This window comes from Kitasatospora sp. NPDC058492 (assembly GCF_042720685.1).
Lineage (GTDB): Bacteria > Actinomycetota > Actinomycetes > Streptomycetales > Streptomycetaceae > Kitasatospora.
The window spans coordinates 69,833-94,611 of sequence record NZ_JBHXMU010000034.1; the positions used below are offsets into that span (position 1 = coordinate 69,833).

Below are 24,779 nucleotides of genomic sequence, written 5' to 3' on the forward strand. Positions count from 1 at the left end.
CCGCTCCGTCAACTTCATGAGCTCCATCAATTCCTGACGTCAAAGTCGATGTCTGACGACCCATCAACTTCGTTCGGATCCACCGCGTTTCCCAGCGCGTCGCCCCACCGGCGCGGATGCGCCGCCCGGCCGCCCCATCGGCCCGGCGGTCCCGACCACCCGCTGCCTGCCCCTGCGAGGAGCACCGCCGTGTCAACGGCCGTACCACCACCGTCGTCGTCCCCTTCCTCCCCTGCCGCCACCGCCTCGGCCGAACTGCTGCCCGGCGTCGTCCGAATGGACCGGCAGGCCGCGCCCGAGCGGCGCCCCTCCGCAGAAGCCGTCGCACCGCCGCAGGCCCAGCGGCGTACCGGCTTCCGCCCCGACATCGAGGGCCTGCGCGGAGTCGCCGTCCTCTCCGTCCTCGCCTACCACGCCGCCGTTCCCGGCTTCGCCGGCGGCTACGTCGGCGTCGACGTCTTCTTCGTCATATCCGGCTTCCTCATCACCGGACTGCTGCTCGGCCGCCCGATCGGCCTGTGGGACTTCGCCGCCCGCCGCGCCCGCCGCATCCTGCCCGCCGCCGCCACCGTCCTGGTCGCCACCGCCGTCGCCGGCGGCGCGCTGCTCGACCCGCTGCGCGGCACCGACCTCGCCCGCGACCTGATCGCCTCCGCCGGACAGGTCGTCAACTGGCGCTTCGTCGGCCAGCAGACCGACTACCTGGCCGCCGAACACGCCCCGAGCCCGCTCCAGCACTTCTGGTCGCTCGGCGTGGAGAACCAGTTCTACCTGCTGTGGGGCGTTCTGCTGCTCGGCCTCGCCCGCTTCCTGCACGGCCGCCGCCGCACCGTCGCGATCACCCTGGCCACCACGGCCATCGGCGCGGTCTCGCTGCTGCTGTGCGTCCGGTGGACGGCGACCTCGGCGCCGCTCGCCTACTTCTCCACCGGCAGCCGGCTCTGGGAGTTCGCGGCCGGCGCGTGCGCTGCGCTGCTCGGCGGCGCCCTGGCCGGCCGTGTGCAGCGGCGCGGGACGGCCTGGTCGCTGCGACTGCTCGGCTGGGCCGGCGCCGCCGCCGTCCTCGCATCGATCCTGCTCTACGACCGGAACACCCCCTTCCCCGGCACCGCCGCGCTGGTGCCCGTCCTCGGCGCCGCCGCCGTCCTGCTCGCCGGCCCCGCCCACCGCGCGCTCGGCGCCACCGACGCCGGACGCCTCCTCGACAACCGGCCGCTGCGCGCCGCCGGTCGCCTGTCGTACGCCTGGTACCTCTGGCACTGGCCGGTGCTGACCATCGCCCAGGCCCGCTACGGCGCCCTGCCCTGGACCACCCTGGCCGCCCTCGCCGCAGCCAGCGCGCTGCCCGCCTGGCTCACCATGCGGCTCGTCGAGCAGCCGCTGCGGTACGGCAGCAGCCCGGCGCCGCGCCGGGGCCTCGCGGTCGGCGCCAGCGCCCTCGTCATCCCGCTGATCGCCGCCCTCACCCTCGGCGGCGGCACGGTCCGCGCCCTCGGCGGCACCGCCGACACCCCCGCCGCCGCCCCGGCCGGGGCCCCGACCGGCCCCACCCTGCTCGCCCCCGGTGCGCGGGTGCTCGGCCTGACCCCCTCGCTGGCCCGCGCCCGGGAGGACTTCCCGCCCGGCAAGGGCTGCGAGATCCCGCTGAACGCCGACAGCAGCCCGCGCTGCCTGTTCGGCGCCGAGGACAGCCCCGACCGGATCGTGCTGCTCGGCGACTCGCACGCCGGCCAGTGGATATCGTCCGCACTCGCGATGGCCGAGCAGCGGCACTGGGCCCTGGAGGTCCTGGTCAAGCCCGGCTGCCCGCTCGCCACCCTCACCGTGCGCAACAACGTCCTCGGCCGCACCTTCGAGGAGTGCGACCGCTGGCGCGAGAACACCCTCACCCGGCTCACCTCCGGGCCCAGGCCGCGCCTCGTCCTGATGGCCGGCCTCAACAGGTACGGCAGCCAGGAGGAACGCACCCAGGGCTGGACCCGCACCCTGGACCGCCTCGCCGCCGTCGGCGCCCCGCTCGCCTACCTCGGCGACACCCCGATGCCCGGCAAGGACATCCCGACCTGCCTCGCCGCCTCCGACGGCCGCTCGGACGCCTGCTTCTTCCCGCGCGACACCGCCTTCGAGCCGGACCCGATGCTCGACGGCGGGCTCGCCGCCCGCTACGGCGTCCGCACCCTCGACCTGGGCCCGCTGCTGTGCCCCGGCAGCGGACCGGACTGCCCGGCGGTGCTGGAGGGCGTGGTGCTGTACCGCGACACCGGCCACATCACCGACACCCTGGCCCGCGTCCTGGCGCCGCGCCTGGACAAGGGAATCCTGGAGGCGGCCGGGTAGCGTGGCTCCGCCACCTGGGGCGCCCCGCCGGATCGATCCGGCGGGGCGCCCTCGTCGTGCGGGTGCGGGTGTGGCCGCGCAGGCGTTTTCTCAGCCGTAGATGCTGTGGCAGAGGCGGGCCTGCTCCGAGCCCGCGGGCCAGCGGCCGACGCGTTCGGCCTGGTCGCAGATGCCGCCCGGGCCGAGGGTGGGTAGCGCCACGCCGGTAGCCGGAGCCGCCGGGGTGGCGGCGGCCGGGGCGGGGGCGCCGTGGGTCGACGGCGAGGGGCGCGCGGTGCGGCCGGGCTTCGGGTGCGCGGTCGTCGCGTGCTGGGCGTCGGCCGGCTCGTCCTCGTTCGGCGCGGCCGCCGCCGTGGCCGGGACCAGGGCCGGGGCCGGTCCGGCGCGCTCCGGCGTGGGCGGCGGGAGCGGGGACGGCGCGGGTGTGGTGGGGAGCGGCGAGAACGCGGGCGGGTCCGGCGCCGCCGGGTCGGACGCGGAGGGGGAGGTGTGCGGCAGGGCCACCACGTCCAGGTCGTCTCCCGTCCCCGGCCCGCACATCGCCAGGACGGCGGCGAGGACGGCGACCGTCCCGACGGTCGCGGCGGCCCACACCTTCCGCGACCGCCGCGACGTCGGTGCGGGCGGCCGAACGGGGGCCGGCGCGAACGCGGTGGGTGCCGGGGGTGGCTGCCAAGCGTCCTGCGGCCACTGCCACTGTCCTCCGGTGGACTGCCCAGTCATCTTGTCGTCCTTCCAGCGCCGAACCCCCCGTCGAATCCCCCGCCATGCCTTCCCCGTGCTCAACGAGCGCGCCGACGCCGGGACATGACCCGGAAGAGGGGTCTGGAGGGGCGCCGATTGCCGCCGCGCCACATGCTGGGGGGCATGGAGACCAACAGCACGTCCAAGCACCTGGTCGAGGTGGCCGACTTCCGGACCGACAGCCGCTACCGCCTGGTCCACTTCGAGGGCCACGGCTGGGAGCCGCTCGCCCCCGAGGAGTTCGAACCCCGGATCCACCAGCTCTTTCCGGACCTCGACCCGCGAGATCCGGTCCGCGTCCACTGGGCGGATCGCCCCTGGGAGTGGCCCCTCTGGCACCCCGGCGAGGCGTGAGCCGCGCTTTCGTTACGCTGTCCGGGTGAGCGTGGATCATTTCTGGCGCCGCCTGCCCGGCCAGGAGGTCGACACCTGCTCGCCGACGGAACTCGGCGAGCTCGTCCCCGACCGGCAGGACGCCCGCTACGGCCAGCTGGCCTCCGCCGGACTCCTCCTCGGCGTGCGGAGCACCGCCCGGCTGATGGAACTGGCCCTCACCGAGAACGGCCTGCACCCCGACCCGGCCGCCCGCCTGCCCGTGTACGGCGGCGAGCGCCGCGAACCCGACGCCGCGCAGACCGATCCGCTGGTGCTGAGCCCCGCGCAGGTCGCGGCCGCCTTCACCTTCCTGCGCGACTCGGCGCTCGGCGAACTCGTGCGCCAGCAGGACACCGTGCTGGCCCGGACGGTCGCGCGCCTCGGGTACCCGACGCCGTGGTCCGAGACGTGGGCGACCCGGGTGGTCGCCGACCTGCGGGAGCTGCGGGACTTCTTCGCCGACGCGGCGGCGGCCGGTGATGCGGTGGTCGTCCGGGACCGGAAGGCATGATCGGGGTGACCGGGGCGGCGGACACGAACGGGGTGGACGAGTTGGACGGGGTGGAGGACGTGAACGGGGTGGACGAGTTGGACGAGTTGAACGGGGTGGACGAGGCGGAAGGCCTGAACGGGCTTTCGAGCACTGCCGGTTACGCCGAGGCGGCGGAGGAGCTCGCCGTCCAGTACGAGAGCGTGACCTTCGCCGAGGTCCACGCGGACCTGCTGCACAGCTACCCGCCCCCGCCCGCCGCCGTCCTCGACGTGGGCGCCGGCACCGGGCGGGACGCGGCCGCCCTCGCCGCCCTCGGCCATCCGGTGGTGGCCGTCGAGCCGACCGCCGAACTCCGTTCCGTCGCCGAGCGGTTGCACGCGGGCTCCGGTGTGCGCTGGGTCGCCGACGAGCTGCCCGAGCTGCCGCAGCTGAGCGCCGGCACCGAACGCTTCGACCTCGTCCTGCTGACCGCCGTCTGGATGCATCTCGCCCCCGCCGAGCGGGCGTTGGCGATGGCCGCCCTCGGCCGGCTGCTCGCCCCGGGCGGGCGCCTCGCCCTGACCCTGCGCCACGGCCCCGTCCCGCCGGGCCGTCGGATGTTCGACGTCCCGCCCGAGGAGACCGTCGCGCTCGCTGCCGCCCAGGGCCTGCGGCTGCTCCACCGCGCCGAACGCGGCGACCTGCACGGCCGGTCCGGCGTCCGCTGGACGAGCCTGGTCTTCGGGTAGGTCGCCCTCCTCGCGTCCGGGCCGCGCTCGCGCGGTGCGGGGGTCAGTTCACGTCGACGTTGTCGAAGAGTTCGAGCATCTGCGTGAGGACGTGCACGCAGGCGGTCAGGTCGGCGTCGGTCAGCTCGCCGCCGACCTGGCGGAGCAGGGCGTGCTCGCGGGCGCTCGCCGCGGAGACGGCGGCCCTGCCGTGGCCGGTCAGCCGGATCAGCGAGGACCGCTGGTGGGCGGGGTTCGGGGTGATCTCGACCAGGTCCAGGGCTGCCGCGTCGTTGACCATGCGTTGCACGAACTGCCTGCTCAGTGCCTGTGCGCGGCCCATCTGAGGGACGGTCATGGGCCCGTGTTCCGCGAGCAGGAGCAGTACGGCGCGCACGCCGACGGACAGCCCCTCGATGGGAGCCGCGAGTTCCACAGTGCGGAGCACCCGTCGGTACAGCGGGCCGACCAGGTCGAACACGTCCATGAGCCGGTGGGCGAGGACGTCGGGCGGGAGCGGGGCATCGGTATCGGTCACCCCGCCATCATGACACCCGGGTTGCCAATCCCTGCCGTGGAGGAACCGCGTGGAGGGAACCGTTCGCCGCCGCCGGCTGAACCGCCCCGGCGTCCTGTGCCGGGCTCACCGGGGGGGGCACCGGGGCGGGGCGCCGAAGTCCTCGGCGACCAGCCGGTCGACCCAGTGCCGGAGGGCCGGGGCGAGGGGCGGGTGGACCAGGCCGGCGGCGGTGGCGAGGTGGTCGGCGGAGGTGGTGTCGTAGCGGTCCTCGGAGAGGAAGCCGAGGGTCTCCGGGTCGGCGCCGGTGAGGGCGCGGGGGAGGCGGCGGACGATGGCGACGGGCGCCAGGCCGCGGGGCGGGCGGACGCCGAGGTGGGCGGCGAGCAGGGCGATCAGGTCCGGGAGGACGGGGGTGGCGGGGTCGAGGACGGTGTGGGCCACCACGGCGGAGCCGTCGGGGGTGGGAGTGGCGTCGGGGGTGGCGGAGCCGTCGGGCGTGGGGGTGGCGGCGCTGTCGTGGGCGGGGACGGCGGCGAGGAAGCGGGCCAGGTGGTCGACGGTGACCACGGGCAGGAAGGTGCGGCGGGCGCCGGGCAGCAGCGGCAGGCGGCTGCGGTGGAGCTGACGGACGAGCTGGGCCAGGCCCAGGTACTGGCCGGCCTCGCCGGTCCGCGAGTGGCCGATGACGCTGCTGGGGTTGACGGTGGTGAGCGGGACGCCGAGTCGGGGCGCGGTGACCCGGACGGCGGCGTCGCCGAGCAGCTTGGAGGCCTCGTACGCGCCGAGGCGTGTGTAGGCGGCGGTGGTGGCGCGGGGGCTGGGCGGGTACTGCGGCTGCGGGTCGCGGCCGACGCGGTAGCCGGAGAGGTGGACCAGGCGGCGCAGCCGGGGCCGGGTGGCGGACCAGTGGAGGGCGTGCAGGGCGCCGTGGACGTTGGCGGGTTCGGCCTGGGCGCGGGTGAGGCCGAACTGGTAGCGGGCGGCGAGGTTGTGGACGTCGCGGACCTCGGTGAGCCGGGCGTCGTCCTCGGGGGAGAGGCCGAGGCCGGGGCGGGTGAGGTCGGCGGCGACGGTGGTCAGCGCGGTGTCGTCGGCGCCGTGGGTGCGCAGCCAGTGGCGCAGCTCGGTGTCACGGCCGGCGCCGCGCACGGCGGCGGCCACGGGCTCGCCGCGGGTGAGGAGTTCGAGGACGAGCCAGCGGCCGAGGAAGCCGGTGGCGCCGAGGACGAGGGTGCGGGGCGGTGGCGGGAGGGGCGGCATGTGGCAACTCCTGGAGCTGGAATCTGTAGACCGGTCTGCATATTTTTCGGACACGAGAAAACCCGGACACGAGAAAACTCGGGCACAGGAGAATTCGGGCACAAGGAATCGGAAGGAGGGGCGGAGCCGCGCACCGGTCGGCGGCGGCTCCGCTTCCGCGAAGCCCTACGGGGTGCGGGCGGCCGGCTTGGCGCCGAGCAGGTGGCGGACGGCGTGCAGCGCGTGGTCCAGCGGCTCGCGGCTGCGCCGGACCGACGCCAGCAGGACCGCGCCCTCCATCAGCGCGAGTGCCTGCCCGGCCGCCGTCGCGGCCTCGGCCGGCTGGAAGCCCTCGGCCTCCAGCCGGCCGGCCAGCACGCGCTGCCAGCTCTCGTACACCTCCGCGCAGACGGCGCGCAGCGGCTCGTTGGTGCCGGCGACCTCCAGGGCGACGATCGCGATCGGGCAGCCCTTGGTGTAGTCGGAGCGTGCCAGTCGCTCGGCGAAGACCTCGGTGAGCCGCTCGGTGAGCGCTCCGCTGTCGGCGCCCTCGGCGGCCAGCGCGGCGAGCAGGTCCTCGACCTCCTGCCCGGCCTGGGCGAGGGAGGCGGCGACCAGTTGGTCCTTGCCCTCGGGGAAGTGGAAGTAGAGCGAGCCGCGCGGTGCGCCCGTCGCGGCCACGATCTGGTTGAGGCCGGTCCCGAAGTAGCCCTGTGCCTCGATCAGCGTCCGGGTACCGGCGATCAGCCGGGCCCGGGTCTCCTCACCTTTGACTCCCATGCGGAAAACAATAGACCGGTCTGCATATTCCTGTCGACGGGCCTCAGCGCTGGGCCGCGGGCGGGAAGCAGGTCGTTGTGGAGCAGCGCTCCGGGACTCCCTCGTTCGTGTCGGCGTGCGTGCTCTCGTGCTCGCCGGTGATCCTGAGCTCGTCCCGGAGCGGTGCCGTCGCGGCCCTGCCCGGTTCCGGGTCAGCCCGTGTGCGCCTCCTGAAGCAGCGCCAACTCTTCCGGGGAGAGGCGCAGGGCCCCGGCGGCGATGTTGTCCTCCAGGTGCGCCAGGTCGCCGGTGCCGGGGATGGCCAGGACGTGCGGGCCCTGGTGGAGCGTCCAGGCGAGGCGGACCTGGGCCGGGCCGACCCCGCGCGCCTGCGCCACCGCCCGGACCTGGGCCGGTTCGGCGCCGCCCGTGCCGGACTCCCGCCCGGCTCCGGCGATCGCGTAGAACGGGACGAAGGCGATGCCCTGCTCGCCGCAGAGCCGCAGCACGGCGTCCTGTTCGGGCGAGGCGCCGATGCCGTACGGGTTCTGCACGCACACGACGGGCGCGACGGCCTGCGCCTCGGCGAGCTGGTGCGGGTGGATGTTGGAGAGGCCGAGGTGGCGGATCAGCCCGGCCTGGCGCAACTCGGCGAGGGCGCCGAAGCGTTCGGCGATCGAGTCGGTGCCGACGATCCGCAGGTTCACCAGGTCGAGGTGGTCGCGGCCGAGTTGGCGCAGGTTCTGCTCGACCTGGCCGCGCAGCCGCTCCGGGGTGCGGGCGTGCTCCACCCACTCGCCGTCGAGTCCGCGGCCCGGGCCGACCTTGGTGGCGATCACCAGGTCGTCGGCGTACGGCGCGAGCGCCCGGTTGATCAGCTCGTTGGCGGAGCGCAGCGGGGAGAAGTAGAAGGCGGCGGTGTCGAGGTGGTTGACGCCCAGTTCGACGGCGCGCCGCAGCACCCGGACGGCCTGCTCGCGGTCGCGCGGTACGGCGTCGGGGACGAGCGCCCGGCCGGTCTGCGGCAGGCGCATGGTGCCGAAGCCGATCCGGTGGACGGTGCGGTCGCCGAGCGTCCAACTGCCGGAGGCGGCGGCGGTGACGGCGGCGGGGGCGGGGGTGGTGCCAGAAGTCATGCCGTCATGATCGCCACTGCCCTGCCCTGACCGCCAGCGATTCGGGAATGTACGAATCCCCGCGGAATCCACGGGGGCGTAGGTGACGGCGGGCTGCTGTCCACGGGGGAGGGCGCCGTGACGGCGGACCTGTCGGGACTGTGACAACCGTCATGCCGTTTCCATGATCACCCGCCCTGGTCCGGGGCCCCGCCCGGCCGGGATGATGGGGCTCGTCGACGGGCGGGAGCGCCCGGGGTCGGGTGAACGGGGGGTCGGCGATGTCGCCGCACGAGATCGGGTTGTACGCGAGCGCTGCCGTGGTGGTCAGCGTGGGACTTCAGGCGCTGGCGCTGGCCGGCTCCGCCGCCGGCCCGGGAGCCGGCGCTCCGGCGGGCGCTCCGGCGGGCGCCGGGCCGGGCGAGGTGCTCGCCGTGGTCCGGGCCGCCCTGGCGCGGCGGCCCCGGGTCACCCTCACACTGTTCGCGCTGATGGCGGTGATGGCCGTGCTCCAGTACGCCGTGCCCACCCTGGTCGACGATCTGATGCGGCAGCCGGGTGCGCTGTCCGACGGGCAGTGGTGGCGGGCCGGGACGGCCCTGCTGGTGCAGTCCTCCGGGATCGCGCAGATCGCGATGAACCTGCCGGCCCTGCTCGTGGTCGGCGCCGTCGCCGAGTCGGTCCTCGGATGGTGGCGGACCCTGGCCGTCTTCCTCGCCAGCGGCGTCCTCGCCCACGTGGTGAGCCTGGCCGGCTGGTCACCGCGCGGCGGCGGCGACTCCGTGGCCGTCTGCGGCCTGCTCGGCGCCCTGGCCGTCACCTGCCTGCTTCGCGGGAGCGCCCTGGGCCTCACGTTCAAGGGCACCTGGTACCTGCTGCTCATCCCCGCGGCCGGCCTGTTCCTGTGCGCGCTGCGGAACAACCACGGCGCCGGCCTGGTGGCGGGCTGCCTGCTCGGTCTGGTGCTCGCCACCGGGACGAGGACCAGGCCGACCGGGCAGCCCGCCGCGGCGTGACCGGGGGCCGGTCCACCCCCGGGGGCCGATCCCGCAGACCCGCAGACCCGCAGCTCGGACCGAGGCCTGGCACGCCGGGCGCCGACCGGCGTCTGGGAGAGTGCGGGCATGACACTTCGGACCCTTCGCTGCGCCGTCCTCGACGACTTCCAAGGCGTCGCCACCAGCATCGTCGACTGGTCCCCGGTCTCCGACCGGGTGGCGGTGACCGCCTTCTCCGAGCACTTCGGATCGGAGGACGAACTCGCCGCCGCCCTGGCCGACTTCGACTTCGTCGTGACCCTGCGCGAGCGGGTGCCGTTCCCGGCCTCGCTGTTCGCCCGGCTGCCGAGGCTCAGGCTGCTGGTCGCCTCGGGCATGCGGAACTCGGTGATCGACTACGCGGCCGCCGAGGCGCACGGCGTGACGGTCTGCGGGACGGCCAGCTCCTCCACCCCGCCGGTCGAGCTGACCTGGGCGCTGCTGCTCGGCCTGGCCCGCGGCATCGTGCCGGAGAGCACGGCGCTGCGCGAGGGCGGTCCCTGGCAGAGCACCGTCGGCGCCGACCTGCACGGGCGGGTGCTCGGGCTGCTGGGCCTGGGGAAGATCGGCGGCCTGGTCGCCCGGGTCGGACTGGCCTTCGGCATGGACGTGCTGGCCTGGAGCCAGAACCTCACGGACGAGCGGGCCGCCGAGGTCGGCGTGCGCCGGGCCGCCGGCAAGGAGGAACTGTTGAGCGGCGCCGACTTCGTCTCGATCCACCTCGCCCTGGGCGAGCGCACCCGGGGACTGCTGGGCGAGGCCGAACTCGCCCTGATGAAGCCCGAGGCGTACCTGGTGAACACCTCCCGGGCGGCGATCGTCGACCAGGACGCGCTGCTGGCCGCGCTCACCGGGGGCCGGATCGCGGGCGCCGCCGTGGACGTCTTCGACGTCGAGCCGCTGCCCGCCGATCACCCGCTGCGCACCGCGCCCCGGCTGCTGGCCACCCCGCACCTGGGGTACGTGTCGCGCGACAACTACCGCCGCTACTACGGCGAGGCGGTCGAGGACATCGCGGCCTACCTGGCCGGCGAGCCGATCCGCCGCCTGGGCTGACCCATGGCCTGGGCTGACCCACGGGCCGGGCTGACCCATGGGCCGGGCCCGGGCCGGCCCTCGTGGCGGCGTCCGCCCGCCGGGCGCCGCCCGGCCGCATACTGGCCGCGTGACGAGCGGAGACGGTGCCCGGGGTGCGGGCCGGCGCGGTGTGCTGAGGGCGGGTGCGGCCGCGCTGCTGCTGGGCGCGACGGGGTGCGGGAGCGGGGCCGGGCGGCCCGCGGTGACGACGGGTCCGGCCGGTACACCGACGGAGACGTCGACGTGGACGGTGGCCCCGACGCCGACGGGGACACCGACGGTCTCCGCCCTGCCGAACCCCGCGCTCTGGCAGCCCGGCCCGTCCGAGGTGCAGCCCGACGTCAAGCGCCGCGCCGTCGAGCTGGTCGCCGCGCTCGGCGCCTGGCCGCCGGGCGGGCAGGGCGTGGAGGCGGCCCGGGCCCGGGTGGCGGCGCTCGGCCTGCCGCCCGAACTGGCGGACCGGGCCGGGCCGCTGGCCCCGACGGCCGCCGAGGCGAGCCTGGAGGTGGTCGACGCCCAGTACGGCGGGATCCTCGCGGACTCGGCGAGCGTGCTGGTGGTCTGCCGGCAGTGGACCCGCCGGGCCGACGGCTCGGTCGCCGAGGGCGGCACCACGGTGGACGTCCGGCTGAGCCGGGCCGCGCCGCGCTGGACCGTCACCGGCCTGAACCCGGGGGAGCCGGGCCCGGCCGCCGCCTCGCCCGCCCCGGCGGTGGCGCAGGTGCTGGCCGGGTCGAGGATCGAGCTGCCGCCCGAGGCGGCCGCCGACCTGCGCAGCGGCACCGTGCACGACAGCGTGCTGGCGGCGATGCTCCGGCTGGCCGGCCCGTACACGCTGTCGGTGAGCGTGGTGCGGACCGGCCACCCGTTGGACGTCTTCGGTACGACCCGGCCCAGCGATCATCCGCTGGGCCGGGCCTTCGACGTCTGGCGGATCGACGGTCAGGCGGTGGTGGACCCGTCGACGCCCCGGCAGCTGATCGAGTCCTTCATGCGGGACGCGGCCGCCGCCGGCTCGTACAACGTGGGCGGTCCGGTGGCGATCCCGGGCGTGGGCAACCAGTTCTTCACCGACGACACCCACCACGACCACGTCCACGTGGGGTTCTCCGCCTGACCGCCTGACCGCCTGACGGCCTGACCTCCACCGCCCGGGGACGGTACGTCAGTTGACGTTGACGCCGCTCCAGGCCGCCGCGACGGCCTTGTACTCGGTGCTGTTGAGGCCGTACAGGTCCTTGGCCGCGCTCAGGGAGGCGGTGCGGGCACCCTTGTAGGTGGTGGTGGAGGTCATGTAGACGGTCAGCGCGCGGTACCAGATCTTGGCGATCTTCTGGTTGCCGATGCCGGCCACCGTGGAGTTGTTGCAGGTGGGGCTGTTGTAGGTGTAGCCGTTGATGGTCTTGCTGCCGCTGCCCTCGCTGGCCAGGTAGAACCAGTGGTTGCCGACGCCCGAGGAGTTGTGCACGTCGAGCTTGCCGACCGAGCTGCTCCAGCAGTCCGCCGACCGGCCGTCGAGCGAGGGCTTGTCGAAGCGGCGCAGCCACGGCGGGGTGGACTGGTCGCTGAACAGGTAGTCGGGGGTGTCGACCTTGTTGTTGGCGTACCACTCCACCATGGTGCCGAAGATGTCGCTGGTGGACTCGTTGAGGCCGCCGGACTCGCCGCTGTAGCGCAGGTTGGCGGTGGCGCTGGTGACGCCGTGGGTCATCTCGTGGCCCATGGTGTCGAGGTCGACCTGCTCGGGGTCGGTGCTGCCGTCGCCGTCGCCGGTCATCATGCAGAAGCAGCTGTCGGACCACTGGGCGTTGTCCCAGTTGGTGCCGACGTGGACGAAGACGGTGGCGCCCTTGCCGTCGTTCTTGATGCCGTTCCGGCCGAAGGTGTTCTTGTAGTAGTCGTACGTCCAGGCGGTGTTGGCGTGGGCGTCGACGGCGGCGGTGGAGCGGTCGGTGGAGAACTTCTTCCCGTCGCCCCAGACGTTGGTGGTGCTGGTGAACGCGGTGCCGGAGCCGGCCTTGAGCGCGCTCGCCGCGACGTTGTTGGCGTCCTTGGTGACGTGGCCGCGGACCGCGTCCTTGAGGGTGTAGCCGCCGCCGCTCTGGGCGGTGGTGTCGATCGTGATGTCGCCGGTGTACTCGGAGTGGCCGGTGCCGGAGGCCTGGTGCTCGGCGTCGTAGGTCTCGATCTGCTCGCCGGTGGTGGCGTCGGTGACGACCACCTTGCCGGCCGGCTGGCCGTGCTCGCCGGTGCCCTCGACGGTGGTGCGCCAGGCGAGCCGGGGCGTGCCGTCGGCGGCCCAGACGACCAGTTCGGGCGTGCTGGTGGCGTCCTGGACGCCGGGTGCGGCCGCGAGCGCGTTGGCGGCGCCGGCCTGCGCGGGCACCTTCGGGACGGTGGACCTGACGGCGGCGTCGTGGGCGGCCGCGCGGGAGGAGTCCTTGAGCCGGCCGCGGGCGTCCTGGTGGACGACCAGGTCACCGCCGACCACCGGCAGGCCCTGGTAGGTGCGGTCGAAGCGGACGTGCTGGGTGCCGTCGGCGTCGAGGACGACGTCCTTGACGACGAGGTCCTGGCCGGCGCCGAAGCCGAACACCCCCGCGTTGTGGGTGACGTTGGCGCGGGCCTGGGATATCGCGGCGTCCCTCGTGCCGGTGGCGGCGGAGGCCGTGCCGGTGGGGACGGCGACGGCGACGAGGGCGGCGACGACCGCGATGGCTCCGGCCGCGAGGGGGCGGCGGGAGGAGGAGGTGGGGCTCACTCTGACTCCAGTCGGGGTAGCTGCAGGGAAAAGAGCTGCGACCGACATTGACGGCGATCAGTCAGGTAGAGCTAGAGGAATGGTCATATCTTTGCCAAGTTGTGTCCTGTTCAAATCAAAAGTGAGCAGAAATCAACACCCGTGCCGCATATGGCCGATCGCGTTCCGACGCATGACGCACGACCTGACGAGGCCCTAGGCTCGCCCCCATGGACGGATGGGTGGGGGCCTGGACCGGCGGTCGGGCGGCGGTCCACGTCGGCAACGTCGCGGACTTCAACGAGCAGTTCTTCGCCCCGGGCATGGGCGCCGCCCAGCGCGCCCGGCGGCTGCGGCAGGCGCACCACTACGCCTGCCTGGCCACCTGCTACAGCCCCGAACCCGCGCTGCTGGTGCTGCCCGCCGAGGTCGGCCCGGAGTGGACCGACTGGCTGGCCCGGGAGCTGGAGTGGGGCCCGGTCGAGGTGCACGGCGGCGTCGCGCCCGAGCGGACGGTCGCCCGGGCGCTCGCCGAACGGCCGGCCCTGGCCGCGCGGATCGCCGCCCTCGGCCGGCCGGTGGTCGCCTGGGGCCGCACCGCCGCCCAGGGCGAGGGCCCCGAACTGGCCGCGGTGCACCGCTACGAGTCCAAGGCGGCGGCCCACGACCTGTTCGCCGAACTCGCCCCCGACCACCCGGGCGTCGTCGTCCCCCGGCAGGAACGCCCGGCCGGCCGGGGCCGGGCGGCCCGCCGGCTGACCGCCCGCGCCGCCCGGGGGCTGACCACCGTGCTGAAGAGCCCGCACGGCGTCGGCGGCTACGGCACCGTCGTGGTGGAGCCGGCCGACCTCTTCGCCGCCGGCGGCGGCCGGGCCCTGCTGCGGCGCCTGGTCCGCTCCGAACTCCTGCCCGCCCAGGGCGGCCTGCTGCTGGAGGAGCACGTCGACCCGGGCCCGGCCGCCCGGCTGCGCGACCTCACCTACGACGCGCTGGTCGGCCCCGACGGAGCCGTCCACCCGGTGGGCGCCGGTGACATGCACGTCGCCGGCACCCGCTACCAGGGCGTCACCGTCGGCCCCGACGCGGTGCCCCGGAGCGCCGCCGGGACGGCCCGCCGGTTCGCCCTCGCGGTGGGGGAGCGGCTGGCCGCCGAGGGCTACCGCGGCTGGTACGACGTGGACTTCGTCACCGACCGGCAGCGCCGGCTCGCCCCCACCGAGATCAACCTGCGGCTCACCGGCCCGGCCGTGGCCTTCATGCTGCGGGCCCGCCTCGACCAGGTGCGGGGCCCGGGCCACCTCGTCCGCACCCTGGACGCGATGCCGCTCGGCGCCCGGCTCGCCCCGGGCGCGCTGTACGACCACCTCGACCGGCTGCGGCCGCGCTGCGCCCGGCTCGACGTCACCCTCCTGCCGTTGATCCCGACGGCGGGCCACGACCCGGAGCCCGCCGTCGGCCTCGCCCTCGCCGGGCCGAGCGCCGAGGCGCTGGACGCCGCGCAGGCGCTGCTCACGGCCGCGCACCACGGGCTGGCCGGGATGTTCGAGGCGCTGCGCTGACCGATCATCAGCGCAGGCCGTCAGCGCAGGCCGTCATGACCGGGCAGCCGTCACCGCCGGGCGGCCGGTCGCCGGATCAGGAAGATCAGCACCACCAGCGCGGCCGCCATCAGCGGCACGTTGAAGGTGAACACCATCGCCGTCTCGCGCGGCCAGTCGGTGGCGTCGGTGAGCCGGTACAGGTTGTCCTGTGGCCACCAGGAGGCCAGCAGCCACACCACCGACAGGTAGGTGAGCAGGGACAGCCTGTACGACCGCCCCTGCCGCAGCACCGCCGGGAAGCCGAAGAAGAGGAAGGCCACCCCGGCGCCGAAGGCGAGGTTCTCGCACAGGTAGAGCAGCTCGAACCAGAAGTGGTACGCGTCGGGCACCGCCCCGAGCTGCGTCGCGCCGGGGAAGAAGACGTTGGTGCTGACCCAGGCCATGAGCGAGAAGAACACCACGCAGCCGAGCACCACGCAGCCCGGCAGGTCCGACGTGCCGCTGCGCCCGCCCCCGGCCTTGCCGCCGCCGCCCTTCCCCGCGCGCGACCCCGCCTTCGCCGATCCGGCGGCGGTGTGCTTCGGCGGGGCCGGCAGCGGCAGTGCGGCGCGGTCCAGCTTGCCGGCCCGGGTGCGCGGCAGCTCCGGCACCGGGACGACGGCCTCGGGCGCGTCGCCGACGGGCAGTTGGGCCGCCAGGTACTGGGAGAGCGACCAGCCGTCCGCCCCGTCCGCCCCGTCCACGTCCGGCGCGGTCACCGCGTACCCGACCAGGCTGCGCCGGCCCGGCCGCAGCTCCAGCTCCACCACGGCCGCCTCCCGGACCGCCGGGTGGGCGCGCAGCCGGCCCTCGGCCCGGGCCGCCGCCGCGACCCGGGAGACCACCGCGGCCTTGCGGGCGAAGGGGACCGGCCCGACCACGTGCGCGGCCCGGCCGAGGAACTCCAGGACGCCGTCGTCCCGGAGCCGGCCGATGTCCCCGGTCAGCAGTAGCCGGCCGTCCGGGTCGAAGTCCGCCCGGACGAACCGGTGGCGGGTGTCGTCGGCCCGGTTGAGGTAGCCCCGGCCGAGGCCGCCGCCCGCGATCGCGATCTCGCCGGCCTGCCCCGGCGGTACCGGGGTACCGTCCGGGCCGACCACGTACACCCGGGTTCCGGGGAACGGCCGGCCGATCAGGGAGACCCGCTCGCCGTCCTCGGTGGCCGCCGTGCCCTGCGCGTCGAAGTAGGTGCTGTCCACGCCGGCCTCGGCGAGGCCGTACACGTTGAGCACTCTGGTCCCGTCGCCGAGCAGCCGTTGGAGGCCCAACTGCTCGTCCAGGTACCACTTCTCGGCGCCGACGGTGAGCAGCCGCACGCCGGGCAGCGGCGTACCGGTCAGGGGTTCGCCTGTCTGTGACGCGTCGCTCCGGGCGAGGTGGGCGGCCAGCCGGCGCGCGAGGCGGGCGTTCAGCTCCAGGACGGTGATCCCTTCGGCGGCCACCAGGGCGGGCAGGCCGGCGAGGTCGGCGGTGCGGTCCAGGGTGAGGTTGCGCGGGGCGACCACCAGGGTGGCTCCGGTGCCCAGCGCGCGGACCCAGTCGGCGGTGAAGACGTCGAACTCCAGGCTCGACGTCTGCAGGATCCGGTCCGCCGGGGACAGGCCGTACACCTCGCGCCAACCCCGGTACGCGGACAGCAGGTTGCGGTGCTCGACCAGGGCCCCGGTGGGCAGGCCGGTGGAGCCCGAGGTGTAGAGGACGCAGGCGAGGTCCGTCGGGCCGGTGGGCGCCCCCGGTGGGTCGGACGGCTCTTCGGTGAGGTCGGCCGTGTCCAGGCAGACGATCTGCGCCGGGCCCGCGTCGGCGAGCCGCACCCGGTGGCTCTCCTCGGTCACCACCAGGTCCGGGGCGGCGTCGGCCAGGACGTGCCGCAGCAGCGCGTCCGGCGCGCTCGGCTCCAGCGGCACGTACGCGGCGCCCGCCTTCAGCACCGCGAGCAGCGCGACGTACACCTGCGTGCCGCGGCCCAGCGCCACCGCCGCCCGGCCGCCCGGGGCCAGGCCGCGCGCCGCCAGGTGGCGGGCGAGGGCGTCGGCCCGCTTGTCCAGTTCCCCGTACGTCAGCTCGGCATCGCCGCAGCGGACGGCCACCGCCTGCGGTGCCTGCCCGGCCCGCAGTTCGACCAGTCCGTGCAGCGTGTCGGCCGCCCGGTCCTCGGCCGCTTCCCCGTCGGTCGGCATCGGCGCTCCCCTCATCCCCTCCGAATCCCCCGATCATCCTCCCAACTCCCGCTGCGCGACAGGGTTCTGGAGCGTCCACTCCTCGGACGGCCCGGCTCCGCACGCGGCGACGGTTGTACTCTGCACGCAGACGGTCGGCGCCGGCCCGTCCGGTACGGCGCCCCGCCCGCTCCCTGTCCGGCGCCGCACCTCGGAGGTCCGCCCCCATGAGCTCGTCCGTCCCGTCCTTCGACGGCCCGCTGCTGCGCACCCAGGACGTGGACGTCGTACGCGACGGCCGCCACCTGCTGCGCGGGATCACCCTCGCCATCGAGCCGGGCGAGCACTGGGCGCTGCTCGGCCCCAACGGCGCCGGAAAGTCGACCCTGCTCGCCCTGCTCGGCGCGGTCTCCCACCCCACCCGGGGCGAGGTGGACGTGCTCGGCCGCCGGCTCGGCCGGGTGGACATCCGCGAGCTGCGCGCCCACCTCGGGCACGTCAACCCCCGGCACCCGCTGCGCTCGCCGCTGAGCGTCCGCGAGGTGGTGCTCACCGGGCACACCAACACCATCGAGCCGGAGTGGCACCGCAAGCCCGGCCCCGAGGTGCTGGAGCGGGCCGAGCAGCTGATCGAGACGCTCGGCATGGGCGCGATCGCCGAGTCGGCGTGGACCACCCTGTCCCAGGGCGAGCGCGGCCGGGCCCTGATCGCCCGCGCTCTGATGCCGAGCCCCCGCCTGCTGCTGCTCGACGAGCCCGCCACCGGGCTGGACCTGACCGCCCGCGAGCTGCTGCTGGACAGCCTGGACCTGCTGCGCCACCAGCACCCGGAGCTGGCCAGCGTGCTGGTCACCCACCACCTGGAGGAGCTGCCGGAGAGCACCACCCACGCCCTGCTGCTGCGGGACGGGGAGTGCGTGGCGGCCGGGCCGGTGGACGAGGTGATGACCACCGAGCTGATCAGCGTGACCTTCGGCCACCCGATCCGGATCAGCCGGCACGAGGGCCGGTGGACGGCCCGGGCGGCCGCGCGCCGTACGCCGGGGCGCTGACGGGTCCGGGGCGGGCGGGGTCCGGTCGGGGCGGGCTGGGCGGTCGGCCCGCTTCCGACGGGGGGCGGGTATGGACGTAAAAAAGTTTTTACGTAAGGTATGCCTTAGCTAAGGCGGGGTTGTCGCTGGTTCGGTGCCCCCACCGGTGCTCAACCCTGCCCCGCCCTGGCACACCCATGCCCTTTTCCGTTGGAGCCCGCATGTCCGCCCGTCGCCGTTCCACCGCAGCCGCGCTGCTCACCCTCGCCGTGGCGACCGCCACCCTGGCGGGCTGTGCGACGAAGAAGGACGACAAGGCGGGCGGCGCGGACGCGGTCAAGATCAACGCGACCGACACCGCCTGCGAGGTCTCCAAGACCAGCTTCCCGGCCGGCCACGTCGTCCTGGACATCAGCAACAAGGGCGGCAAGACCACCGAGGTCTACGTCTACGGCGCCGGCGACAAGATCGTCACCGAGCGCGAGAACATCGGCCCCGGTACCAAGGCCACCATCAACGCCGAGATCAAGGCCGGCTCCTACGAGATCGCCTGCAAGCCCGGCATGGTCGGCGACGGCATCCGCCAGAAGATCACCGTGACCGGCGAGGGCGCCACCGCCGCCGCCGTCGACCCGCGCCTGACCGCCGCCGTCGACGCGTACCGCACGTACGCCCAGCAGCAGGCCGACGCCACCATCCCGGCCGTCGAGGCCTTCGCCGCCGCGATCAAGGCCGGCGACGTGGAGAAGGCCAAGTCGCTGTACGCGCCGTCGCGCACCGGCTGGGAGCGCACCGAGCCGGTCGCCGAGAGCTTCGGCGACGTCGACCCCAAGACCGACACCCGCGAGGACAAGCTGGAGGCCGGCCAGGAGTGGACCGGCTGGCACAAGCTGGAGAAGTCGCTCTGGGCCGACGCCAAGATCGGCGACGACGAGAAGAAGCTCGCCGACCAGCTGGTCAACGACCTCAAGGACTGGCAGAAGAAGATCCCCGAGGCCGAGATCACCGCGACCAGCATGGCCAACGGCGCCAAGGAGCTGCTGGACGAGGTCGCCACCAACAAGATCACCGGAGAGGAGGACCGCTACAGCCACACCGACCTGGCCGACTTCCAGGCCAACGTCGAGGGCGCGCAGAAGGCCTACGAGCTGCTGAAGCCGGTCGCCGCCGAGAAGGACCCGGAGCTGTCCAAGACCCTGGACTCCGAGTTCACCGCGATCCAGGCCCTGCTCGCCAAGTACAAGCAGGCCGACGGCACCTTCACCTCCTACGACAAGGTCACCGAGGCCGAGCGCAAGACCTTCTCCGACGCGGTCAACTCGCTGGGCGAGCCGCTGTCGAAGCTGGCCGCCGCCGTGGTCGTCAAGTAACGACCGCGGTCCCACCCGAGCACCGTCCCCACCCCACCGACGCCGTGGCGGCCCGAAGCGGCCGCCACGGCATCGGCGAGTCAGCACAGAGAAGGATCCGCCCGCCGATGGACGCCGAGAACGCCAAGGGCACCAAGAACCCCGAGAACCCCGAGGGCACCGCGAACGCCCCGGCCGCTGCCGCCGGTGGCGCCGTCAGCCGACGGGCCGTGATCGGCTGGGCCGGCGCGGGCGTCGCGCTCGGCGCCGCCGCGGTCGGCTCGGTCGCCGCCGCCACCCGGCAGGACGACCAGGCCCCGGCCCCGGCCGCCCAGACCGGCGCCGAGGTGCCCTTCTACGGCGAGAACCAGTCCGGCATCGCCACCCCGGTCCAGGACCGCCTGCACTTCGCCGCCTTCGACGTCTCCGAGAAGGCGACCCGCGAGTCGCTGGTCAAGATGCTCAAGGAGTGGACCAAGGCCGCCGCCGCGATGACCGGCGGCCGCGAGGTCGGCACCGGCGCCGCCGGCGGCCTGCCCGAGGCACCGCCGGACGACACCGGCGAGGCCCTCGGCCTGCCCGCCTCCCGGCTCACCCTCACCATCGGCTTCGGCCCCACCCTGTTCGACCAGGACGGCGTCGACCGCTTCGGCCTCCGCGCCAAGCGCCCCGAGGCCCTGATCGACCTGCCGAACTTCAAGGGCGACAAGCTCGACCCGCTGCGCAGCGGCGGCGACCTCTGCGTCCAGGCCTGCGCCGACGACCCGCAGGTCGCCGTGCACGCGATCCGCAACCTGGCCCGGATCGGCATGGGCACCGTCAACATCCGCTGGTCCCAGCTCGGCTTCGGCAAGACCTCCTCCACCACCCCGGACGCCCAGACCCCGCGCAACCTGCTCGGCTTCAAGGACGGCACCCACAACATCGCGGGCACCGACGGCGCCGGGCTGGCCGAGCACGTCTGGGCCGCCCCCGGCGACGGCCCCGAGTGGATGACCGGCGGCTCCTACCTGGTCGCCCGGCGGATCCGGATGCACATCGAGACCTGGGACCGCGCCTCGCTCAAGGACCAGGAGGACACCTTCGGCCGCACCAAGGGCGAGGGCGCCCCCTACGGCAAGGTCAAGGAGCACGACGCGCCGGACCTCAAGGCGATGCCCGCCGGCTCGCACGTCGCGCTGGCCCACCCGGACGCCAACAACGGCCTGATGATCCTGCGCCGTGGCTTCTCCTTCACCGACGGCACCGACGGCCTCGGCCGCCTGGACGCCGGCCTGTTCTTCCTCGCCTACCAGCGCGACACCCGCAAGGCCTTCGTGCCGCTCCAGCAGCGGCTCGCGGCCGGCGACAAGCTCAACGAGTACATCCAGCACGTCGGCTCCGCCCACTTCGCCTGCCCGGCGGGCGTCCGAAAGCCCGGGGAGTGGTGGGGCCAAGCGCTCTTCGGCTGATCCCCCGCCCCGTTCAACCCCCCGAGGAGAGTGCCGTGTTCGGCAACTACCTGATCGGCCTGCGCGAAGGCCTCGAAGCCAGCCTGGTCGTCTGCATCCTGATCGCCTACCTGGTCAAGACCGGCCGCAGGGACAAGCTGCCGCCGGTGTGGATCGGCGTCGCCTCCGCCGTGGTGCTCAGCATGGTCTTCGGCGCCGTGCTGCAGTTCGGCTCGTCGCAGCTCACCTTCGAGGCCCAGGAGGCGCTGGGCGGCTCGCTGTCGATCATCTCGGTCGGGCTGGTCACCTGGATGGTGTTCTGGATGCGCCGCACCGCCCGGCACCTGAAGACCGAACTGCACGGCAAGCTGGACGCGGCCATCGCCATGGGCACCACGGCCCTGGTGGTCACCTGCTTCCTGGCGGTCGGCCGCGAGGGCCTGGAGACCGCGCTGTTCATCTGGTCGGCGGTGCAGGCCACCAACGACGGCTACAACCCGCTGATCGGCGCCGCGCTCGGCTTGCTCACCTCGGTGGTGCTCGGCTGGCTGTTCTACCGCGGCGCGCTGAAGATCAACCTGGCCAAGTTCTTCACCTGGACCGGCGCGATGCTGGTGGTCGTCGCAGCCGGCGTGCTCGCCTACGGCGTGCACGACCTCCAGGAGGCCGGCTGGCTGCCCGGCCTGCACAGCGTGGCCTTCGACATCAGCAGCACCATCCCCAAGGACAGCTGGTACGGCACCCTGCTCAAGGGCGTGTTCAACTTCCAGCCGGACCCGACGGTGCTGCAGCTCGTGGTCTGGCTGCTCTACCTGGTGCCGACCCTCGCCGTGTTCTTCGGCCTGTTCAGCGGCAAGGCGAAGCCCGTCGCCGCCAAGCCGGCCGCCTGACCCCTTCGTTCGGCGAACCGCCCCGCCCCGTCCGGCACCCCGCCGGGCGGGGCGGTGTCGTGTGCGGCGCTATATCCCGTACACGCAGAGGAAGACGATGAAGGCGACCAGCCCGACGGCCGCGGCGATCCACGGGCCCGGCGCGAACTCCTGCCGGACGTACCCGGCGTCGTGCGTCTGCGACAGGTGCTGGGAGGCCTTCGCCTGCGTGCCGAACGTCGCCGACCTGCGGTAGCCGCAGCTCTCGCAGACCACGCGCCGGGTGTTGTTCCGCCCCGAGACGACCTTCACCGCGTGCTGGTGCCCGTGCGGGTCCTCGCCCGTGAACCGGCTGGTCTCCATAACCTTTGGCCCCCTTCGCCTCGCCCCTGTGCGCGCGAGCATCCTTGCACGCACCACCGACAGCCGTGCCCCGGTGGGACCGGGATACGCCGGAGCCCCGGACGGTCGAGGACCGTCCGGGGCTCCGGCGCGCTTGCGGGGGGCGCCTACTCGCTCTTGATCGCGCCCAGGATGTCCATCCGGGCGGCCCGGTGGGCCGGCCAGAGGGCGGCCAGCAGGCCGATCACCGCGGCCGCGACCAGGAAGCCGAGGATCTGCAGCGGCGGCACCACGGTGGTGATGTTCTTGAGCGAGTCCGCCATCGTGCGGGTGCCCGCCCAGGCCACCAGGATCCCGAGCCCGATCCCGACCGCGCCGCCGAACAGCGCGATCAGCAGCGACTCCAGCCGGACCATCCGGCGGATGCCGATCCGGTCCAGGCCGATCGCCCGCAGCATGCCGATCTCCCGGCGCCGCTCGAACACCGACATCGCCATGGTGTTGACCACGCCGAGCACCGCGATCACCACGGCCATCCCGAGCAGCCCGTACATCATGTTCAGCATGCCGGTGATCAGCTGACGGTTCTCCGCCTTGATGTCCTTCTCGCCCTTGACGGCGATCAGCGGGTTGCCGCCGGTCGCGTCGCGCAGCGCCTGCTTCAGCTTCTCGTCCGCGCCGTTGGCGCCCTTCACCAGGACCTTCGCCGGGCCGGAGCCGGGCAGCGCGTGCGGGCCCACCACGTTGTCCGGGGCGACGATGTTGGCCAGCGCGCTGTTGGCCTCCAGCACGGCGCCGACGGTGAGCGAGCCCTTGGCCCCGCCCGGGTAGGTGACGGCCATGGTGTCGCCGACCTTGAAGCCGAGGCGCTGGGCGGTGCCCGAGCTCATCATCAGCTTGCCCTGCTTGAGGGCGTCCGCCGAACCGTCCTTGACCTTGACGGTGGCCAGCTGGTCGATGGTCGCGGCGTCGACGCCCGTCAGGAACTCGTAGTCGGAGTCGCCCTTGTCGGTCGTCACCCGGACTTCGCGCATCACGCTCATGGCGCTGACGCCGGGCGCCTTGGCGATCTGGCCGGCGACCTCGGGGGAGAGCTTCGAGCCGTTCTGCATGGCGACGGTGTAGTCGGCCTTGAGGTCGTCCGCGGTCGCCGCGTCGACGGCCTTGTTCACCGAGGCGCCGACCACGGTCAGCGCGGTGATCAGGGTGACGCCGATGGTCAGCGCCGAGGCGGTGGCCGCCGTCCGGCGCGGGTTGCGGATCGCGTTCTCCTGGGCCAGCTTGCCCGGCGTGCCGTAGACCTTGCGCAGCAGCGGGGCGAACAGCGCGATCAGCGGCCGGGCCAGCAGCGGGGTCAGCACGAACACGCCGATCAGCAGGGTGCCCGCGCCGAGCCCGACCAGCTTGTACTCCTTGCCGCCCGCGCCCGCGGCCAGGGAGCCCGCGCCGGCCAGAGTGAACAGCAGGCCGATCGTGTTGCGCACCAGCAGGCTCTTCTGGGTGGCCGGCTGCTCGACCGAGCTCATCGCGGCCACCGGGGCGATCCGGGAGGCGCGCAGGGCCGGCAGCAGGGCGGACAGCACCGTCACCAGGACGCCGACCAGCAGGGTCACCGCGATGGTGAGCGGCTTGATCACCAGCGAGCCCTGCGGCATGGTGTCGTCCATCGCGCTGACCAGAGACTGCATGCCGGCGCCGATCCCGATGCCGGCGAGCAGCCCGGCCGCCGAGGCGAGCAGGCCGACCAGCAGTGCCTCGACCAGCACGGAGCGGGTGATCTGCTTGCGGCTGGCGCCGATCGCCCGCAGCAGCGCGAGTTCCTTGGTGCGCTGGGCGACCAGCATGGTGAAGGTGTTGGCGATGATGAAGATGCCGACGAACAGCGAGATGAAGGCGAAGACCATCAGGAAGGTGCTCAGGACCTTGGTGCCCTGCTGGATCATCCGGTCCTGCTCGGCGGCGAGCTCGCGCCCGGTCTTCGCCTCGATCGAGTCGCCCTGTGGGGCGGTCTGCTTGACGGCGGCGAGCAGCGCGGTGTCGTCCGCGCCCGGCTTGCCCTTGACGTCCAGCTCGGCGTAGCGGCCCGGGCTCAGGTAGAGCTGCTGGGCGGTGGCGGTGTCGAAGGCGGCCAGCGAGCCGCCGGCCAGCACGCGCGGGTCGTTGGTGGTCAGGGTGCCGGTGAGCTTGAGCTTCATCACCGGGCCGTTGACGGCGACCCGGACGGTGTCGCCGACCTGGTAGCCGCCCTTCTCGGCGGTCTTGGTGTCCAGTGCGATCTCGCCCGAGCCGTGCGGGCCGCGGCCGTCGACCAGCGGGTAGCGCGGGTCGGTGCCGTCGGCGCCCGGCACGTAGTTGGTGCCGGTGGTGGAGAAGCCGTTGCCGATCAGCGCGCCCTTCTTGTCGGCGATGCCGGCGAAGCCGCTGACCACGCCACGCGCCTCGGCGGCGCCGGGCAGTGCCGCGACCGCCTTGCGGATCTCCTCGGTGAGGGCCGGGCCCTCGGAGTCCTCACCGGTGTGGTCGTAGGCCTGGCGGGCGGCGTCGCGGTCGCTGACCGTGACGGCGATGTCGGTGTAGCTCTTGGAGTTCTGGGTCCTGAGCGCGTTGCCGAAGGTGTCGGAGAAGACCATGGTGCCGGCGACGAAGGCGGTGCCGAGCATGACGGCCAGCGCCGTCATGAGCAGTCGGCCCTTGTGGGCCAGCACGTTGCGCAAAGCGGTGCGGTACATGAGGGGGTGTCAGTCCTGGGGGTTCTCGAAGGTCGGGGGCGCGGGGCTGGCGGGATGCTCTAGCTGGTGCGGCCCTTGGCGTCGAAGCGGCGCATGCGGTCCAGGACGGTGTCGGCGGTGGGGTGGTGGAGTTCGTCGACGATGCGG

21 protein-coding genes and 1 pseudogene are annotated in these 24,779 nt (G+C 74.0%); 12 read left to right on the forward strand and 10 right to left on the reverse strand.

What is annotated here, in order from left to right:
• The first annotated feature begins 189 nt into the window (after nt 1-189).
• Nucleotides 190-2,337, forward strand: a complete 2,148-nt coding sequence (locus ACFWPI_RS22635; protein ID WP_159398315.1) for an acyltransferase family protein — start codon at nt 190-192, stop codon at nt 2,335-2,337.
• 90 nt (nt 2,338-2,427) lie between these two features.
• Here the strand turns inward: ACFWPI_RS22635 and ACFWPI_RS22640 are convergent, their stop codons facing one another.
• Nucleotides 2,428-3,060, reverse strand: coding sequence for a hypothetical protein (locus ACFWPI_RS22640; protein ID WP_380424994.1), 633 nt, complete (start codon nt 3,058-3,060; stop codon nt 2,428-2,430).
• Between the two features lie 144 nt (nt 3,061-3,204).
• Here ACFWPI_RS22640 and ACFWPI_RS22645 point away from each other — a divergent pair, with 144 nt between their 5' ends.
• The 3 genes from ACFWPI_RS22645 to ACFWPI_RS22655 are packed head-to-tail and all read left to right on the forward strand — an operon-like array spanning nt 3,205 to nt 4,677.
• On the forward strand, nt 3,205-3,435 hold the full coding sequence (locus ACFWPI_RS22645) for a hypothetical protein (RefSeq protein WP_063350865.1): 231 nt from the start codon (nt 3,205-3,207) through the stop codon (nt 3,433-3,435).
• A 25-nt stretch (nt 3,436-3,460) separates the two neighbouring features.
• Entirely contained in the window at nt 3,461-3,967 is a 507-nt protein-coding gene (locus ACFWPI_RS22650; protein ID WP_380371461.1) for a hypothetical protein, read from the forward strand.
• A complete protein-coding gene (locus ACFWPI_RS22655) occupies nt 3,964-4,677 on the forward strand; it encodes a class I SAM-dependent methyltransferase (RefSeq protein WP_380371459.1) in 714 nt (237 codons plus the stop codon). The genes ACFWPI_RS22650 and ACFWPI_RS22655 overlap by 4 nt, the downstream gene beginning before the upstream one ends.
• A 43-nt stretch (nt 4,678-4,720) precedes the next feature.
• Here the strand turns inward: ACFWPI_RS22655 and ACFWPI_RS22660 are convergent, their stop codons facing one another.
• The 4 genes from ACFWPI_RS22660 to ACFWPI_RS22675 form a co-directional block, all read right to left on the reverse strand.
• Entirely contained in the window at nt 4,721-5,194 is a 474-nt protein-coding gene (locus ACFWPI_RS22660) for a MarR family winged helix-turn-helix transcriptional regulator (RefSeq protein WP_380371456.1), read from the reverse strand.
• 105 nt (nt 5,195-5,299) lie between these two features.
• A complete protein-coding gene (locus tag ACFWPI_RS22665) occupies nt 5,300-6,436 on the reverse strand; it encodes an SDR family oxidoreductase (protein ID WP_380371454.1) in 1,137 nt (378 codons plus the stop codon).
• Nucleotides 6,437-6,601: 165 nt separating this feature from the next.
• A complete protein-coding gene (locus ACFWPI_RS22670; protein WP_380371452.1) occupies nt 6,602-7,195 on the reverse strand; it encodes a TetR/AcrR family transcriptional regulator in 594 nt (197 codons plus the stop codon).
• Nucleotides 7,196-7,386: 191 nt separating this feature from the next.
• Nucleotides 7,387-8,310 (reverse strand): aldo/keto reductase, encoded by a 924-nt coding sequence (locus ACFWPI_RS22675; protein WP_380371450.1) that lies wholly within the window; start codon nt 8,308-8,310, stop codon nt 7,387-7,389.
• A 260-nt stretch (nt 8,311-8,570) separates the two neighbouring features.
• Between ACFWPI_RS22675 and ACFWPI_RS22680 the strand changes: the two genes are divergently transcribed.
• From ACFWPI_RS22680 to ACFWPI_RS22690, 3 genes are all read left to right on the forward strand, one after another.
• Nucleotides 8,571-9,305 carry a rhomboid family intramembrane serine protease gene (locus ACFWPI_RS22680; protein WP_380371448.1) on the forward strand — a complete coding sequence of 245 codons (735 nt, stop codon included), beginning with the start codon at nt 8,571-8,573 and terminating at the stop codon, nt 9,303-9,305.
• A gap of 108 nt (nt 9,306-9,413) precedes the next feature.
• Entirely contained in the window at nt 9,414-10,382 is a 969-nt protein-coding gene (locus ACFWPI_RS22685) for a D-2-hydroxyacid dehydrogenase family protein (RefSeq protein WP_363373224.1), read from the forward strand.
• Nucleotides 10,383-10,491: 109 nt separating this feature from the next.
• The gene (locus ACFWPI_RS22690) at nt 10,492-11,520 is read left to right on the forward strand and encodes a hypothetical protein (protein ID WP_380371445.1); all 1,029 of its coding nucleotides are present in this window, start codon (nt 10,492-10,494) and stop codon (nt 11,518-11,520) included.
• Between the two features lie 48 nt (nt 11,521-11,568).
• Here the strand turns inward: ACFWPI_RS22690 and ACFWPI_RS22695 are convergent, their stop codons facing one another.
• Nucleotides 11,569-13,164, reverse strand: coding sequence for a M4 family metallopeptidase (locus ACFWPI_RS22695; RefSeq protein WP_380371442.1), 1,596 nt, complete (start codon nt 13,162-13,164; stop codon nt 11,569-11,571).
• A 209-nt stretch (nt 13,165-13,373) separates the two neighbouring features.
• Between ACFWPI_RS22695 and ACFWPI_RS22700 the strand changes: the two genes are divergently transcribed.
• Nucleotides 13,374-14,702, forward strand: a complete 1,329-nt coding sequence (locus tag ACFWPI_RS22700; protein ID WP_380371439.1) for a hypothetical protein — start codon at nt 13,374-13,376, stop codon at nt 14,700-14,702.
• Nucleotides 14,703-14,752: 50 nt separating this feature from the next.
• Here ACFWPI_RS22700 and ACFWPI_RS22705 read toward each other — a convergent pair whose 3' ends face one another.
• A complete protein-coding gene (locus tag ACFWPI_RS22705; protein WP_380371437.1) occupies nt 14,753-16,903 on the reverse strand; it encodes an amino acid adenylation domain-containing protein in 2,151 nt (716 codons plus the stop codon).
• A gap of 206 nt (nt 16,904-17,109) precedes the next feature.
• On the opposite strand from ACFWPI_RS22705, the gene ACFWPI_RS22710 reads away from it, so the two are divergent.
• The 4 genes from ACFWPI_RS22710 (at nt 17,110) to efeU (ending at nt 21,582) form a co-directional block, all read left to right on the forward strand.
• On the forward strand, nt 17,110-17,934 hold the full coding sequence (locus ACFWPI_RS22710; protein ID WP_063346115.1) for an ABC transporter ATP-binding protein: 825 nt from the start codon (nt 17,110-17,112) through the stop codon (nt 17,932-17,934).
• 200 nt (nt 17,935-18,134) lie between these two features.
• A complete protein-coding gene (gene efeO, locus ACFWPI_RS22715; RefSeq protein ID WP_380371434.1) occupies nt 18,135-19,283 on the forward strand; it encodes an iron uptake system protein EfeO in 1,149 nt (382 codons plus the stop codon).
• Nucleotides 19,284-19,390: 107 nt separating this feature from the next.
• Nucleotides 19,391-20,713 carry an iron uptake transporter deferrochelatase/peroxidase subunit gene (gene efeB / locus ACFWPI_RS22720; protein ID WP_380371430.1) on the forward strand — a complete coding sequence of 441 codons (1,323 nt, stop codon included), beginning with the start codon at nt 19,391-19,393 and terminating at the stop codon, nt 20,711-20,713.
• Between the two features lie 35 nt (nt 20,714-20,748).
• Nucleotides 20,749-21,582: an iron uptake transporter permease EfeU gene (gene efeU / locus ACFWPI_RS22725; RefSeq protein ID WP_063346113.1), complete on the forward strand. Its 834-nt coding sequence runs from the start codon at nt 20,749-20,751 to the stop codon at nt 21,580-21,582.
• Between the two features lie 69 nt (nt 21,583-21,651).
• Here the strand turns inward: efeU and ACFWPI_RS22730 are convergent, their stop codons facing one another.
• From ACFWPI_RS22730 to ACFWPI_RS22740, 3 genes and pseudogenes are all read right to left on the reverse strand, one after another.
• Nucleotides 21,652-21,924: a hypothetical protein gene (locus ACFWPI_RS22730; RefSeq protein ID WP_380371426.1), complete on the reverse strand. Its 273-nt coding sequence runs from the start codon at nt 21,922-21,924 to the stop codon at nt 21,652-21,654.
• A gap of 146 nt (nt 21,925-22,070) precedes the next feature.
• Complete coding sequence (locus tag ACFWPI_RS22735) at nt 22,071-24,632, reverse strand: ABC transporter permease (protein WP_380381054.1); 2,562 nt, start codon at nt 24,630-24,632, stop codon at nt 22,071-22,073.
• A 59-nt stretch (nt 24,633-24,691) separates the two neighbouring features.
• A pseudogene (locus tag ACFWPI_RS22740) lies at nt 24,692-24,779 on the reverse strand (ABC transporter ATP-binding protein); the annotation flags it as partial.

Coding starts and splice junctions, on each gene's coding strand:
- ACFWPI_RS22640 (WP_380424994.1), bottom strand. CDS start 3,060: ATGACTGGGCAGTCCACCGGAGGACAGTGGCAGTGGCCGCAGGACGCT.
- ACFWPI_RS22645 (WP_063350865.1), top strand. CDS start 3,205: ATGGAGACCAACAGCACGTCCAAGCACCTGGTCGAGGTGGCCGACTTC.
- ACFWPI_RS22655 (WP_380371459.1), top strand. CDS start 3,964: ATGATCGGGGTGACCGGGGCGGCGGACACGAACGGGGTGGACGAGTTG.
- ACFWPI_RS22665 (WP_380371454.1), bottom strand. CDS start 6,436: ATGCCGCCCCTCCCGCCACCGCCCCGCACCCTCGTCCTCGGCGCCACC.
- ACFWPI_RS22670 (WP_380371452.1), bottom strand. CDS start 7,195: ATGGGAGTCAAAGGTGAGGAGACCCGGGCCCGGCTGATCGCCGGTACC.
- ACFWPI_RS22675 (WP_380371450.1), bottom strand. CDS start 8,310: ATGACTTCTGGCACCACCCCCGCCCCCGCCGCCGTCACCGCCGCCGCC.
- ACFWPI_RS22680 (WP_380371448.1), top strand. CDS start 8,571: ATGTCGCCGCACGAGATCGGGTTGTACGCGAGCGCTGCCGTGGTGGTC.
- ACFWPI_RS22685 (WP_363373224.1), top strand. CDS start 9,414: ATGACACTTCGGACCCTTCGCTGCGCCGTCCTCGACGACTTCCAAGGC.
- ACFWPI_RS22700 (WP_380371439.1), top strand. CDS start 13,374: ATGGACGGATGGGTGGGGGCCTGGACCGGCGGTCGGGCGGCGGTCCAC.
- ACFWPI_RS22705 (WP_380371437.1), bottom strand. CDS start 16,903: ATGCCGACCGACGGGGAAGCGGCCGAGGACCGGGCGGCCGACACGCTG.
- ACFWPI_RS22710 (WP_063346115.1), top strand. CDS start 17,110: ATGAGCTCGTCCGTCCCGTCCTTCGACGGCCCGCTGCTGCGCACCCAG.
- efeO (WP_380371434.1), top strand. CDS start 18,135: ATGTCCGCCCGTCGCCGTTCCACCGCAGCCGCGCTGCTCACCCTCGCC.
- efeB (WP_380371430.1), top strand. CDS start 19,391: ATGGACGCCGAGAACGCCAAGGGCACCAAGAACCCCGAGAACCCCGAG.
- ACFWPI_RS22730 (WP_380371426.1), bottom strand. CDS start 21,924: ATGGAGACCAGCCGGTTCACGGGCGAGGACCCGCACGGGCACCAGCAC.
- ACFWPI_RS22735 (WP_380381054.1), bottom strand. CDS start 24,632: ATGTACCGCACCGCTTTGCGCAACGTGCTGGCCCACAAGGGCCGACTG.